Annotated in this window: 14 protein-coding genes; 7 read left to right on the top strand and 7 right to left on the bottom strand. The window is 60.6% G+C overall.

What is annotated here, in order from left to right:
- Nucleotides 1–104: 104 nt before the first annotated feature.
- The gene (gene ygfZ / locus M1D97_RS08550) at nt 105–1,145 is read right to left on the bottom strand and encodes a CAF17-like 4Fe-4S cluster assembly/insertion protein YgfZ (RefSeq protein ID WP_456267322.1); all 1,041 of its coding nucleotides are present in this window, start codon (nt 1,143–1,145) and stop codon (nt 105–107) included.
- A 150-nt stretch (nt 1,146–1,295) separates the two neighbouring features.
- Between ygfZ and M1D97_RS08545 the strand changes: the two genes are divergently transcribed.
- The 5 genes from M1D97_RS08545 (at nt 1,296) to cls (ending at nt 6,716) form a co-directional block, all read left to right on the top strand.
- Nucleotides 1,296–1,487: a heavy-metal-associated domain-containing protein gene (locus M1D97_RS08545; RefSeq protein WP_115853187.1), complete on the top strand. Its 192-nt coding sequence runs from the start codon at nt 1,296–1,298 to the stop codon at nt 1,485–1,487.
- Nucleotides 1,488–1,555: 68 nt separating this feature from the next.
- Nucleotides 1,556–1,969 carry an OsmC family protein gene (locus M1D97_RS08540; RefSeq protein ID WP_456267321.1) on the top strand — a complete coding sequence of 138 codons (414 nt, stop codon included), beginning with the start codon at nt 1,556–1,558 and terminating at the stop codon, nt 1,967–1,969.
- Between the two features lie 290 nt (nt 1,970–2,259).
- Complete coding sequence (uvrB, locus tag M1D97_RS08535) at nt 2,260–4,290, top strand: excinuclease ABC subunit UvrB (RefSeq protein ID WP_456267320.1); 2,031 nt, start codon at nt 2,260–2,262, stop codon at nt 4,288–4,290.
- A gap of 82 nt (nt 4,291–4,372) precedes the next feature.
- Nucleotides 4,373–5,197 (top strand): endonuclease VIII, encoded by an 825-nt coding sequence (gene nei / locus M1D97_RS08530; protein WP_456267319.1) that lies wholly within the window; start codon nt 4,373–4,375, stop codon nt 5,195–5,197.
- Nucleotides 5,198–5,294: 97 nt separating this feature from the next.
- Nucleotides 5,295–6,716, top strand: a complete 1,422-nt coding sequence (gene cls, locus M1D97_RS08525; protein WP_456267318.1) for a cardiolipin synthase — start codon at nt 5,295–5,297, stop codon at nt 6,714–6,716.
- 53 nt (nt 6,717–6,769) lie between these two features.
- Here the strand turns inward: cls and M1D97_RS08520 are convergent, their stop codons facing one another.
- On the bottom strand, nt 6,770–8,002 hold the full coding sequence (locus M1D97_RS08520) for a dicarboxylate/amino acid:cation symporter (protein ID WP_456267317.1): 1,233 nt from the start codon (nt 8,000–8,002) through the stop codon (nt 6,770–6,772).
- Nucleotides 8,003–8,139: 137 nt separating this feature from the next.
- Between M1D97_RS08520 and M1D97_RS08515 the strand changes: the two genes are divergently transcribed.
- Nucleotides 8,140–9,057: a LysR substrate-binding domain-containing protein gene (locus M1D97_RS08515; RefSeq protein ID WP_456267316.1), complete on the top strand. Its 918-nt coding sequence runs from the start codon at nt 8,140–8,142 to the stop codon at nt 9,055–9,057.
- 97 nt (nt 9,058–9,154) lie between these two features.
- Entirely contained in the window at nt 9,155–9,421 is a 267-nt protein-coding gene (yccX, locus tag M1D97_RS08510; protein WP_456267315.1) for an acylphosphatase, read from the top strand.
- A gap of 77 nt (nt 9,422–9,498) precedes the next feature.
- Here yccX and M1D97_RS08505 read toward each other — a convergent pair whose 3' ends face one another.
- The 5 genes from M1D97_RS08505 to M1D97_RS08485 all read right to left on the bottom strand — a co-directional run bounded on the left by M1D97_RS08505 (nt 9,499) and on the right by M1D97_RS08485 (nt 14,597).
- Nucleotides 9,499–10,902: an alpha,alpha-trehalose-phosphate synthase (UDP-forming) gene (locus M1D97_RS08505; protein ID WP_456267314.1), complete on the bottom strand. Its 1,404-nt coding sequence runs from the start codon at nt 10,900–10,902 to the stop codon at nt 9,499–9,501.
- 28 nt (nt 10,903–10,930) lie between these two features.
- On the bottom strand, nt 10,931–11,698 hold the full coding sequence (otsB, locus tag M1D97_RS08500) for a trehalose-phosphatase (protein ID WP_456267313.1): 768 nt from the start codon (nt 11,696–11,698) through the stop codon (nt 10,931–10,933).
- 27 nt (nt 11,699–11,725) lie between these two features.
- Complete coding sequence (locus M1D97_RS08495; RefSeq protein WP_456267312.1) at nt 11,726–12,682, bottom strand: nucleoside hydrolase; 957 nt, start codon at nt 12,680–12,682, stop codon at nt 11,726–11,728.
- A gap of 190 nt (nt 12,683–12,872) precedes the next feature.
- Nucleotides 12,873–13,472: an undecaprenyl-diphosphatase gene (locus tag M1D97_RS08490; RefSeq protein ID WP_456267311.1), complete on the bottom strand. Its 600-nt coding sequence runs from the start codon at nt 13,470–13,472 to the stop codon at nt 12,873–12,875.
- Nucleotides 13,473–13,661: 189 nt separating this feature from the next.
- Complete coding sequence (locus M1D97_RS08485) at nt 13,662–14,597, bottom strand: D-2-hydroxyacid dehydrogenase (protein ID WP_456267310.1); 936 nt, start codon at nt 14,595–14,597, stop codon at nt 13,662–13,664.
- Nucleotides 14,598–14,623: the final 26 nt, after the last annotated feature.

Raw genomic sequence — 14,623 nt, 5'->3', positions numbered from 1 at the left:
CATCGGCAGTCAGAAAGCAGACCCTTGGCGTGTCAGAAGTGAAATGAGGCGGGAAAGGCCGGGGAGATGCTGCGCCGGCGCATGGCTCGGCGCAGCCTTCGGCCTCAGTCGGACAGGGTTTCCGGGTCAAGCCGCTCCAGCGCGTAGGGTAGCGGCATCAGGTGCGCCGTCTGGCCGTTGACACTCAGAGGCGGCATGTCGTCCTTGATGGTCATGATCGCCAGCAGTGCCACCTGATCGCCGGCCGTCGGTGCACTGAGCACGACCTCGCCCAGAGACTTTTCCCGGCTGGCATCCATGACGTCAGTGCCTGACGCCAGTGGCGTCTCTCCCGGTATGGACAGCCGCATCAGGCGCTTTTTGACCTGACCGCGGTAGTGCGCCCGGGCCACGACTTCCTGACCGGTATAACAGCCCTTCTTGAAGCTGATGCCCGCCAGCGCTTCCCAGTTGAACATCTGTGGCAGCCACTTCTCGCGCTGAGACTCGTCAAGCCATAACAGCCCGGCCTCGATATCCAGCCGCTGCCACAGTTCGGCGGATGAAAGCGTCGGTCTGATCGGCGCTGTCCCGAGCAGCGTGGCAAGTCTGTCGTGCGGGGCGATCACCACCACCCGCATCGTATCGTGCGGATGTCGGGTAACGGCCAGCTGCTCATCGGCGTTGACGCGCGCCCCCCACATGGTCTGTGGCAGGTCGACCGTTGCATCGCCGAGGAGATCACTGACCTGATGACCGGCCAGACCGGCGATGCCCAGATCATCGCGCAGGGTCAGCTCGGTCTTGTAAAACGCCGCGAATTTGGCCAGATGCTGGTGCAGGGCCTCGGCAATGCTGCGCTCCAGCAGCATCCAGAAGCACTCCGGCGTCACCCTGATGATCTGGACATTGGCGATGGCTCGACCCTTGGGGGTACAAAAGACCGCCGGCGGGGCGATGGTTGCGGTGGCGTGCGCGGTGGAAGCACTCGCCTGGCCCTGCAGGAACTTGTCACTGTCGGGGCCGCGAACTTCCAGAATGACCCGGTCATCGAGCGGGACAAGGGCCGTATCGTGCTGCAGATCAGGGTCGGGGCCTGTCTGCGGCGGCAACGACTGCTCGGCGGATAACTCTTGCAGAAAGGTCTGCCGGTGCGGATGGCTCATGGTGACTCCAGAAAAATTTGCGCAAACGGTGCCAATGACGCAGGGTTGACCTGCCCGATTGCCGTTTCCATATGAAGGGCATATCTGGGCGAGGGGCCCACTTTACAAGCAGCGGCAACCATTGCATTACTACCAGGAGATAAGGACGTCATGGCGTTAACATTTACCCTCAGCGGCCTCAAGGATTCCGATGACGTCAATCGGCTGACCACGGCCCTGATGGAACTCGATGGCGTGGATACCGTTCAGGTCGCTCGTGAATGGCTCGAAGTCGAAGGGCGGGTTCAGCCGGGGCGCGTGGTCGAGGTCATCGAGAAGCTGGGTTTTTCGTCAAAACGTTAAAGCGTTTGAGTCAGGGCGCCGGATAAGCGATATCTGCCCTGCATTACGGTCCGGGGGAGCAAGCGACGATGAGTATTCTTGTTGAAACAGAGCGTGAGGGAACGCTGCGGCAGCGCATCGTATTCAACGATCATGATGCGCTTTACGCCGATGCCCCGGCCAGTGCCGGCGGCGAGGAGAGTGCGCCGGATCCGCATGACTATTTCGATGTTTCGCTGGCGACCTGCAAGGCGATGACCGTGCTGATGTATGCCCGCAAAAAGGAGATGCCGCTGGACGGCGTCAGCGTTCGCGTCACCCGCGACAGCAGTGACGAGCGTGACGGGCATTATCGATTGCAGGTCGATATCGGTCTGATCGGTGATCTGAGTGCCCAGGCCCGCGACTGTCTTCTGGAGGCGTCGCAGCAGTGCCCGATCCAGAAGCTGATGACGTCCGGGCAGATCGAGATCGACACGCGCGCCCATCTGGGGGGGGCCTGAGCCGCCGGGAGACTGCCGGCCCCTGACGAGGCATTCGTGCCCGAACAGGCTGGATAATCCTTCGCAGTGTTTTGACCCTGCCGTAAGACATGCCGCCGTTTCGAGGCGGCATGCCTTGCAAATCCCCGCGTCTGTCATCATATGGGCAACAAGCGTCAGCTCTGACGCGTATCCGTCGCCCCGCTGTGCCTTCTATCGACTACGCTTTCGGCGATAACGCCGTTTATCGGCCAGCGTATGTGCGGTGGCCCCGTAATACCCAACCTTTTCGCTACCTGCACGGAGTGCTCATGAATCGTGAGTTTCGCATCGCCTCCGACTACAAGCCGGCAGGTGACCAGCCGGCGGCCATCGACGGGCTGATCAAGGGGCTGGATGCCGGCCTGGCGCATCAGACCCTGCTGGGGGTCACCGGGTCGGGCAAGACCTTCACCATGGCCAATGTGGTCGAGCGCCTGCAGCGTCCGACCATTGTCATGGCGCCCAACAAGACGCTGGCGGCGCAGCTCTATGGTGAGTTCAAGGCGTTCTTTCCCGACAACGCCGTCGAGTATTTTGTCTCCTACTACGACTACTATCAGCCCGAGGCCTACGTGCCCTCGTCGGACACCTTCATCGAGAAGGATGCCTCGGTCAACGATCATATCGAGCAGATGCGCCTGTCGGCCACCAAGGCGCTGCTGGAGCGTCGCGATGCCTTGATCGTGGTCTCTGTATCGGCCATTTATGGTCTGGGTGACCCGGATCAGTATCTGAAGATGCGTTTACACTTCAATCGCGGCGAGCTGATCAACCAGCGTGACTTTCTGCGTCGGCTGGCGGAGCTTCAGTACACCCGCAACGACACCGATTTCCGCCGCGGCACCTACCGCGTGCGGGGCGACGTTATCGATATCTTCCCGGCCGACGCCGAGGATGAAGCGGTGCGCGTGGAACTCTTCGACGACGAGATCGATACCATCAGCCTGTTCGATCCGCTGACCGGTGAGGTACGGGGCAAGGTGCCGCGCATGACGATCTATCCCAAGACACACTACGTCACCCCGCGTGAAACGATTCTCGAGGCGATCGAGTCGATCAAGGCGGAGCTGGCCGACCGGCTCAAGTACCTGCGCGATCATGACCGGCTGGTCGAGGCCCAGCGTCTCGAGCAGCGCACGCTCTATGACATCGAGATGATGCTGGAGCTTGGCTACTGCAACGGGATCGAAAACTACTCCCGCTATCTCTCCGGTCGTGACCCGGGCCAGGCGCCACCCACCTTTTTTGACTATCTGCCCGACGATGCGCTGGTGTTCATTGACGAATCCCACGTCAGCGTCCCGCAGGTGGGCGGTATGTACAAGGGCGACCGCTCGCGCAAGGAGACGCTGGTCGAGTATGGCTTTCGACTGCCCTCGGCGCTGGACAACCGCCCCATGAAGTTCGAGGAGTGGGAGGGCATCCTGCCACAGACCATTTTTGTCTCTGCCACGCCCGGGCCGTATGAAGAAGCGCATGCCGGTCAGGTGGTCGAGCAGGTGGTACGCCCGACCGGACTGGTTGACCCGGAAATCGAAGTGCGGCCGGCCAGTACCCAGGTGGATGATCTGCTTTCCGAAGTGAAGGCCCGCGTCGAGGTGGGTGAGCGGGTGCTGGTCACGACCCTGACCAAGCGGATGGCTGAAGACCTGACCGACTATCTTGATGAACATGACATTCGGGTGCGCTATCTGCACTCGGACATCGATACCGTCGAGCGTGTCGAGATCATCCGTGATCTGCGGCTGGGCAAGTTTGATGTGCTGGTGGGCATCAACCTGCTGCGCGAGGGGCTGGACATTCCGGAGGTCTCGCTGGTGGCCATTCTGGATGCCGACAAGGAAGGCTTTTTGCGCGCCGAACGCTCGCTGATCCAGACCATCGGGCGTGCGGCTCGTAACGCCCACGGCAAGGCCATTCTGTACGGCGATCGCGTGACCGGCTCAATGCAGCGGGCCATGGACGAAACCGGGCGACGTCGCGAGAAGCAGCTTGCCTTCAACGAGCAGCACAACATCACGCCGCGCACCATCACCAAGAACGTGGCGGACATCATGGAAGCAGCGCAGGCCCCGGGCACCAAACGCGGCAAGCGCCAGGACGATCGCCGGGTCGCCGAGTCCGAGGGGCAGTATACGCCTGAAGCCATCGGCAAAATGAGCCTTGATGATGTCAATCGCGAGATCAAAAAGCTCGAGGATCGTATGCATGAGGCCGCGCAGAACCTCGAGTTCGAAACCGCCGCATCGCTGCGCGATCAGATGCAGACGCTCAATGCGCGTCTGATCGAGCTGAAATAACGCTCGATGCCCCGTGTCAGGGAGGAGACGGGGCAGTGGGTCGTTGAAAATTCGTTATTACCAGGACAGTGGACGTCAAACCATGCCGGAAGGACCCGAAATCAGACGTGTTGCCGACCGGCTCGGCAGGGTGCTGGCGGGACGCACCATTGAGGATATCTGGTTCGCCTTTGATCGACTCAGGCCGTTCGAGGCACGTCTCAAAGGGCAGAAGGTCACAAGCGTCGACAGCTGGGGCAAGGCGCTTTTGACCTGCTTTGAAGATGATCATGTCATCTACTCGCACAACCAGCTCTACGGTGTCTGGCGTATCATGCGCCGCGACAGTGAGCCTGCCGGCAAACGCTCGCCGCGTCTTCGCCTGAGCACTGCGACCCACTCGGCGTGGCTGATGAGCGCCTCCGATATTTCGCTCTGGCGTCGTGAAGAGCTTGATCAGCACCCGTTTTTATCGAAGCTGGGGCCTGATCTGCTCACCCATCATGTCAGCGTTGAGGATGTTGTGGCTCGTCTTCAGGACGCGCGCTTCATGCGGCGTCGATTGGGCGCGCTGCTGCTGGATCAGCATTTTTATGCCGGTATCGGCAATTATCTGCGCTCGGAAATCCTCTTTTTTGCCGGCCTGCACGAGCGCTATCGGCCCATGGATCTCGACGCCTCGCAGTGTCGTCGTCTGGCCGAGCAGATTCTGGACGTCACGGCGCGTGCCTGGCGTCATGCCGGTGTGACCAGTCTCGGGGCATGGCGTGAGCCCATGATCGAGGCCGGCGAGCCAAGAGGGCGCTGGCGCCATGCGGTATTCAACCGCGCCGGCGAACCCTGCCACGCCTGCGGCACCCCCATCGAGAAGCGCATGGTGGCCTCGCGTCGGCTCTATGACTGTCCGCGCTGTCAGCACGGGCCGTGATCCTTTTGAAGGCGCTGGTCCATCAGGGGAAATGACCCATATGTCATAGTGGGTTATGCTCCGCCCTCTGCTTCAACGACAAGGGTGGAACCCCAACATGACAGCCTTGCTGGGCGGTCTGTTCATTATCTGTCTGCATCTGCTGGGGGCGCTGTCGGGCCTCATGGCACTGATGTCGAGTCGCACCTCCCAGGGGGCCATCGCCTGGATCATCTCCCTGATCACCTTTCCCTATCTGGCCATCCCTGCCTACTGGTTTCTGGGGCGGCCGCGTTTTTATGGCTATGTCTCGGCGCGCGAGCAGCGCGACACGTCACTGCGTCGCGTGCTGGATCAGTTTCGAACGCTGGTGGAGCCGGCCTTTGCTCACCCCGAGGATGCCCGGCTTCGTGCCGTGGAACGACTTGCCATGCTGCCGATGACCGGTGACAACCATTGTCAGCTGCTCGTCAACGGGCATGACACCTTTGACAGCCTGTTTCAGGGCATTGATCAGGCCGAGGATTACGTTCTGATCCAGTTTTTCATCGTGCGCAACGATGCGCTGGGGCAGGCGCTCAAGCATCGGTTGATCGAGTGCGCCGAACGCGGCGTGCATGTGTTTTTCCTGTATGACGAGATCGGCTCGCACGCCATGCCGGATCGTTATTTTGAAGAGCTGCGTGCAGCAGGGGTCGCCGTAAGCCCCTTCGGTTCCTCAAAGGGCTGGCGGCACCGCTTTCAGGTCAATTTTCGCAATCACCGCAAGATCATGGTGGTGGATGGCTGTCAGGGCTGGGTGGGCGGTCTCAACGTCGGGGTCGAGTATCGTGGCGAGAGCAAAAGGCACGGCCACTGGCGCGATACCCACCTGAAGCTGGTCGGGCCGGCGGTGCTGGGTCTGCAGGAATCCTTCTGGGAGGACTGGCACTGGGCCACCGGCGATATCCTGTCGCTGGCCTGGCATCCGCGCAAGGCGCCGGGCGAGGCGCGCCAGCATGTGGTGATCGTGCCTTCCGGACCTTCGGATCCGCTGGAAACGGCCAGTCTGTTGATTCAGCACGCCATCAACCAGGCCAACGAGCGATTCTGGGTCACCAGTCCGTATTTCGTGCCGGATCAGGGCGTGCAGGACTCGCTCAAGCTGGCGGCTTTGCGCGGTGTCGATGTACGGGTCATGATGCCGGAACGGCCCGATCACCTGCTGGTGTTCCTGTCGGCGTTTTCGTTTCTGGGCGAAATGATTCGCGCCGGCGTTAAAATATACCGTTATCAACCCGGCTTCCTGCACCAGAAAACCTTTCTGATCGATGACCATACCAGTGCGGTGGGGACGGTGAATCTGGACAACCGTTCGTTTCGACTCAATTTCGAGGTGACGGCCTATGTGGCCGATCGGGCGTTTGCCGCCGACGTGGCGCAGATGCTCGAAGCCGACTTTGCCAGCTGTCGACAGGTAACGCTCGAGGAGATCCAGAGGCGCCCGCTGTGGCACAAGCTGGCGGCGCGGGCGGCGTATCTGGCCTCACCGATTCAGTAATCGGTGAGGCCGGGAGCGGGGGGCAAGGCGTCGACATGCCGATCCGGCGGGGGTTATCGGGCGTTGTAGGTGTCCAGATCGATCTCGCGCTCGCTCTTGCCGATCAACGTGGTCACCATCATGTCGCCCGACACGTTCACCGCGGTTCTCGCCATGTCCAGAATGCGATCAATCCCGGCAATCAGGCCCAGCGCTTCCAGCGGCAGGCTGGTCTGGGCAAACACGATCGACAGCATGATCAGACCGGCGCCAGGGACGCCGGCGGTGCCGATCGACGCCAGGGTGCCGGTCAACACGATCATGGCATAGTCGACCATGCTCAGGTCGGTGCCGGTCAACTGCGCCACGAACAGGGCCACGACCCCCATGTAGAGCGCGGTGCCGTCCATGTTGATGGTGGCCCCCACCGGCAGCACAAAGCCTGCCACCCCCTGTGAAATGCCCAGCCTTTCACGCGCGCAGCGAATGGAGACGGGCAGTGTTCCGGCGCTGGAGGCCGAAGAAAAGGCCACCACGATGGCATCCAGACTGCCGGTCAGATAGCGCACCGGGTTGAGTCGGGCCAGAAGCGACAGCAGGCCGCTGTAAATCACCAGCACGTGCAGGATACAGGCGAGATAGACGACCCCGATGACCTTGATCAGCGGAATCAGTACGGAAAGTCCATACTGACCGGCCACCACGGCAATCAGGGCAAACACGCCAACCGGGGCGCAGGCCATGATCAGGGCGGTCAGCTTGTAGAGGGCTTCGGCAGTCGAATTGATGACCCGAATCAGCGGCTGGCCACGTTCGCCGATCAGTACCAGCGAGATGCCAAGGGCAATGGCAAAGACGATGATCTGCAGGATATTGCCATCCACCATGGCGCTGATCGGATTGGTCGGTACCAGTCCCACCAGAATCTCGGTCAGGGTCGGGGCATCATTGGGGGAGACACTGTTGTCCATCTGCATCTCGACCCCGATGCCGGGCTGAAATATCAGGGCTGCCAGCAGGCCCAGCGAAATGGCGAAGGCCGTGGTCACCAGATAGAGTGCGACGGCCTTGCCGCCGATTCGACCCATCTTGGCCGGATCCCCCATGGAGACGATGCCGCTGATCAGGGAGGTGAAGACCAGCGGGACGATCAGCATCCGGATGGCGTTGATAAACAGTTCGCCAATGGGGGAAAGCCACTGAGCGTGATCGCCAAGCAGCCAGCCGACGATAACCCCCAGTACCAGACCTGCCATGATTTTCTGCCAGAGGGGGATGCCGGCGCGGGTATGCGTGTTCGAGGACATGAGATCGACTCTTTTGTGTTGTGGTGGGGTGTGTCATATCCAGAACAGGCAGCCTATCACTTGCCGGCCCGGGACGGTTAAAATCCCGCCCTCACGCTCCATGGGATCAGGCGGATAAACAAGGCAGGGACGACGCGTTGAATCTGGAAACCAAATGGCTGGAAGACTTCGTGGCACTCAATGCCACACGCAGCTTTTCCGCCGCCGCTCGCCGCCGGCATGTCACCCAGCCTGCCTTCAGCCGCCGCATCCGGGCGCTTGAGCAGGCCACCGGGGTCATGCTGGTCGACCGCTCCACCACGCCCGTCAGTCTGACCTCGGAAGGCCAGCTCTTTCTGGTGACGGCCCGCAGCCTGGTGGAGCAGCTCAACGAGAGCATCAGTCATCTGCGCGGTCTGAACATTGCCGATGAAGCGCTGGACATCGCGGCGGCGCACTCGTTGGCGCTGGCCTTTTTCCCGCGCTGGATCTCCCGGTTGCAAAAGGGCGTCGGCGAGCTGCCGACGCGGCTGATTGCCATGAACGTCGGCGACGCCATCCATGTTCTGCGCGACGGCAACTGCGATCTGATGCTGGCCTATCATGACCCCTATGCCACCATGCAGCTCGACAGTGAAGTCTTTCCCTCTTTCTCGATCGGGCAGGTCTGCATGCTGCCGGTCTGCGTACCGGATGAGCATGGTAATCCCCTGTTCGATCTCGAGGCCGGCGAGAACATTCCGCATCTGGCCTATACCCAGGGCGCTTTCCTGGGGCGCAGCGTTCGCATGCTGTTGAAAAACGATCCGCTGCGCCTGCGCCTGCGCACCATTTATGAAACCGCCATGGCGGAGGGTCTCAAGGGCATGGCGCTGCAGGGAGTGGGCATGGCGTGGATTCCGGATTTCTGCATTCATGAAGAGCTGGCCTCCGGGCGGCTGGTGCGTGCCGGTGACGAGAAATGGAACATCCCGCTGGATATTCGACTCTATCGCTGCTCGCTGGTACACAAGCCCGATGTCGAACGGTTGTGGCATCAGCTGCAGAAACTGCCGCGTGATTTTCTGAAAATGTAGCTTCCGGAGTGGAATGAGGTGCCCGGGAGATGACGTGTCGCATCTCCGTGTTGCTGTGCCAGGCTCTATAACAACATTCGCAGCAGGGAGAAAGGTCATGCGATACATGCAGGTTCGAGTCGCCGGCCACGTACAGGGTGTGGGGTTTCGTCAGGCTACGGTACAGCGTGCTCATGAACTGGGTGTCGCAGGGTATGCCCGAAACTGCGATGACGGCAGCGTGGAGGTTGGCGTTGCGGGCAATGATGAGCAGGTAACGGCCCTGATCGAATGGCTCGAGACAGGGCCATCTGCCAGTCGGGTGGATCAGGTCACAAGCGAGGAGATCGCGCCGCAGCAGTGGTCGGATTTCCAGACCCGCTGATACGGCGCTGTGTCCGGAAGTATTAAAAACGCCATGCCGGCAAGGCATGGCGTTTTTGATGGGGCGTGGCGGCGTGACTACTCGCTGTCAGCGTGCCTGGCGGCTGCGGATTGATCCAGCGCCGTGATGAAGCGTTCTCCCCAGCGGTGGATGTCATTGGTGCTGATGACCCTGTGGAGACGCTGCCAGCGCTCCTTGCGCTCTTCCAGCGACATGGAAAGCGCCGCGTCGAGCATATCGGCCATCTCCTCGACATCGAAGGGGTTGCACAGCATGGCGCCGTCCAGTTCCTCGGCGGCGCCGGCCATGTTGGACAGCAGCAGAACACCCGGATCCTCGGGGTCCTGAGCCGCGACATACTCCTTGGCGACCAGGTTCATGCCATCACGCAGGGGCGTGACCAGTCCGACACGGCTCTGGCGCATGAAGCCCATCAGGGTTTCCCGGTCATAGCCGGTGTTGAGATAGCGCAGGGGCATCCAGTCATAGGTCGAGAAACGGCCGTTGACATGGCCGGCGATGCGCTCCAGCTCGCGGCGCAGGCTGGCATAGCGCTCCACACCGGTCCTTGAAAGCGGGGCGATCTGCAGATAGGTCACGTTGCCATAGCGCGTATGGGTGTTTTCCAGTAGCTGCTCGAAGGCCTGAAAGCGCTTGTAGAGCCCCTTGCTGTAGTCAAGCCGGTCGACACCGATGATCAGCGGGCCGCCCTGCAGGGATTCCTTCAGGCGGTGGCTGCGCGAGGACTGCTCTCCCTTCTCTGCCATTTCCCGAGCGGTATCCACATCGATCGAGATGGGGAAGACGCCGGTATTGATACGCCGGTGATCGAAGATCACGGTGTTGCCTTCAACGCGCGCCACGCCGCTGCGTTCGACGTTGTCGAGGAAGTGCCCGAGGTCGGTAGCGGTCTGAAAACCGATGGTGTCATAGGCGCATAGATGCTCGATCATGCGCTCATGATGCGGAAGGATGCGAAATACCTCCCAAGGCGGCACCGGAATATGGAGGAAAAAGCCGATCGGGCTCTCCACGCCCATCGTGCGCAGATAGTGGCCGGTCGACAGCAGCTGGTAATCGTGCACCCAGATGGAGGCATCGCCGTCATCCGGCACCTGACCGGCGACCTGACGAGCGAATCGCTCGTTGACATGCTGATAGCCGGCGTCCTTTTCCCGCGAATACTCGACCATGTCAGAGCGATAGTGAAAGAGGGGCCAGAGCACCTCATTGGAGTAGCCGACGTAGAACAGCTCATGCTCCTGTTCGGTCAGCGGGAAGGTGGCAAACTGGACCCCCTCGTTGTCATAGCTCTGGGGGGTATGCTGTTCTGCGTCTTCCACCAGCTGGCCGTTCCAGCCCATCCAGAGCCCGCGAGTACGGCTCAGGGCGTTCATGACGCCGACCGCCAGTCCTCCCTGACTGCCGCTGTCCTTGTCGGGCGAGGGGACGCGATTGGATACCACGATGAGTTGCTTCAAGGTTTCCTCCGTGAAATCTGTGATGCCTTCATGAGCGTTGTAACAGGGTAATCCATTGATCAAGCCACTCATGGACGGCTTCAGGATCCTTCAATCGGCTGCCGGCAATGGTGTCACCCGTACCGACCTTGATCGCCATGCCCTGGTGGGCGTTGACGGTGCGAAAGCCGTCTTCATCGGTGCGGTCATCGCCGATGAAGACCGGGCAGCGCTCCGAGAAAGGGGGCACTGACAGAAAGCGTTCAAGGGCCGTGCCCTTGTCGTAGCCATGGCCCTTGATCTCGAAAACCAGCTTGCCCTGATGCAGTTCCAGAACGTCCGAATGATCATCGACCAGGGCGGTCAGCTCTCGCTTGAGTATGTCACCCGCCTCGGGGCGGTGGCGATAATGCAGGGCAAGGCTGGCGCCCTTGTCTTCAAGATAGAGCGCCTCATCACGTTCCACCTGCTTTCTGACGCGCTGGCGGACCGCTTCAAGCGCTTTTTGGTGATGCCCGGCAATGTGACGCTCTCCCTGACTGTCGCGCCATTCAGCGCCGTGTTGACCCGACATGGCCAGTCCGGGCAGGCTCAGATGCCTGTCCAGATCATCGATGGCGCGACCGCTGATCACCGCGACTGCCCCGTCAAGGAGAGTGGTCAGGGTCTTGAGCCGCGTTGTGAGTGCATCATCCACGGCAATATCATCAGGGTGATCCACCAGCTCGACCAGCGTGCCATCCAGATCCAGAAAGAGCGCCCACGCCCGGCTGCTGTCCGGCAGTGTCGGCGTGTCTTCATCGGCTGTCGTGCTCACTGCTACCTCCCTGTCATGACGTGACGATCATGCGTTGGATGATGCGGTCAGGGTCTGCTCGATCCAGCTGGAGACGGCGTCACCGTCCACGTTCATGCAGACCTGAACGGCCGGCGTTTGCGACCAGCGGTCGCTGACGTACTGACGCTGGGCGGGGGCAAAAATGGTCTGGCCTTCCGCTGCGCCTTCTGTCACGACATCCAGATGACCGCTGACGGTTTCGAAAAACTCCGGATGCACCAGCCACGCCACGGCGCAGCTGTCGTGCGGGCAGCAGCCGTCCAGGCCGATGGCACTGCGATAGAAATCCGCATAGAAGTCATAGCTCTGCGACAGCACCCTGCCCAGCGCGCCCTGACCTTCTGCGATTCGCGCCATGCGATCCGGGGTGATGACCGTATCCAGCGTGACATCAAGGCCGACCATGACCAGCGGCCAGTCAGCGGTCAAAACGCGTTTGGCGGCATGCGGGTCCGAAAAGATATTGGCTTCGGCCAAAGGCGTTACGTTACCGCCCCGGGCTGCCGACCCGCCCATGATGATCACCTGCTTGACGCGGTTGACGACATCGGGATCAAGCGCGATGGCCATGGCCAGATTGCCCAGCGGCCCCACGGCCATCAGCGTGATTTCGCCCGGTCGTTCACGGGTCTTTTCGACAATGAACTGCGCCGCGCTGAGCTCATGAGGCTTGCCGGAAGGCGTGTCGAGCGTCTGGTTGCCCAGTCCGTCGGCACCGTGAATGTGCGCCGGTACCGGATAGGGCGTCTTGACCAGCGGGTAGTCCGCCCCCTGAGCGACAGGGATCGACTGGCCGGCCAGCTCGGTCAGCAGCAGCGCATTGCGGGTTGCCGTCTCGACGCGGACATTGCCGAAGGTGGTGGTAAGACCCAGCACCTCGATATCCGGATGGGCCATGATCAACGCGATGGCCTGCGCATCGTCAACGCCCGGGTCAGTGTCAAAGATGATGGTGTGTGTCATGCAGGGGCTCCACGTCTGTACCTGAAAGAAAATGAGCGCGCCAATGGCGGCGGCACTTCTTTAAGTCGCTGAAAATACTGTAATGCAAGTCTGACATAAGTGTCATGTTCCTGCGTAACCGGCTTCCGTAGAAAAGGAAATGCCGTAAAAAGGCCCGCTCCAGGCGGGCTGTCATGAGGCCGGCATGGCATTACCGGTGGAGCAGGCCGCGAGCAATCAACGGTGCAAAAACAAGGCGATGGAGTCCGCGCGTCAGCGCATAAAGTCTTTCGATGTACAGCGGCTGTAGCCAGAGCATCATGACGGAGGCAAGGCCTGCCACGATGACGGCGCCCAGCATGTCCAGCGGAAAATGGACCCCCAGATAAATGCGTGACCAGGCAATGGGGCAGGCCAGTATGGTCAGTGCCAGACCCATCCGGCGCAGTGAGGGGCGCAGGATAAAGCTGAAGGCCACCGTGGAGATGATCGTCATGTGATTGCTGGGAAAGGACGGCGTGGGGGCGTGCGGGATCAGCGTCTGGCCCAGCGGCATCACAAAGGGGCGAGGGTGATACCAGAGCAGAGAGCCGATCAGATGATTGATCAGCAGGGCACCAACGGTTGCCAGCAGAGCTGTCAGCATTACCTTGTGATGATGCTCATCCCTCCTGAGCCAGCCCGCGATCATGATCAGGGGGATACTGAAAATAGCGTATTGCGCCATGACGATGGCAAACCAGACGATCAGAGAATGGCTCTGAGGCTGGGCATTCATGACCAGAAAGAGATGTTGATTGAGTGCTTCCATGCTGTCGTCACATACCTGCGGTATCAAGGGGGCCTGTGTTCATGAGTATCAGACCCCTTTTTAGACCAAAGGATTATGCCGAGTGCTGCATGGCATCAACACTTATTTTCGCAGTCATCAGGTAAGTAAACGTAAGTCGTTTTTATACCGTTACCTTGAATAAAGCCTTTCAGGAAAGTGGCATGATCCTCAGGTTTTGAGGAAGCTGCGAATATTATCGGCCGTTAGATTGATGATGTTCTGTCGCGCTTCCGGCGATATCCAGGCATTGTGTGGTGTTACGATCAGGTTGAGAGGTGTCTGCGTCAGGACATCGATCAGTGCATGCCCTTCACGAGGGGGCTCAACCGGCAGAACATCGACTCCAAGTCCTCCCAGTTGATCATGCTGCAGGGCTTCAAGCGCTGCCTGCTCATCGATCAGGCCGCCACGGCCGCAGTTGATCAAAAGCGCCTGCGGTTTCATGAGCGTCAGATTGTCACGGCCGATAAGGTGATGTGTGTCGGGTGTCAGGGGGCAGTGCAGCGAGACCACATCCGCCTGTGGCAGCAGCGAAGTCAGCGCCGGACGATCATCATTGTCGGCGCCCGGGCGAGCACAGAAGCTCACCTGCATGCCGAATGCGCGGGCCAGCTCGGCGACGGCGTTGCCCAGCTCACCGCTGCCGGCGATGACCAGATGCTTGCCGGCCAACTGCATCGTGGCGTGGCCCTGCAGGCAAAAAAAGGGCGCTGCTTCCCACTGGTGGTCGGCGACGTCGCGCTGATACAGGGGAAGGCGATTGGCCAGGGCCAGCATCATCATGAGGGTGTGCTGTGCCACACTTCGCGTACCATAACCGGCGACATTGGCCACGCTGATACCGCGTTCGCGGGCGCTTTGCATGTCGATGTTATTGGTGCCGGTGGCCGTGACAGCGATCATTTTCAGATCGGGCAGCGCCGCCATGATGGCGTCGTCAATGACGACCTTGTTGGTAATGGCAATGGTGGCGCCATCAAGACGTGTTGCCACCTCGTCAGGTCGGGTGATGCCCCAGCAGTCGAGCTGATCGATCAGGCTGGAAACGGGAGACAGGTCAATGTCGCTGCCCAGTGTATCGCCGTCGAGAATTACTGCCTTCATGGTTGTGCACTCCTTGCCCATCATGA

Source organism: Kushneria sp. AK178, assembly GCF_053903105.1.
The sequence above is the reverse complement of the archived record's forward strand: the minus strand, read 5'-3'. Positions and strand labels throughout refer to the sequence as shown.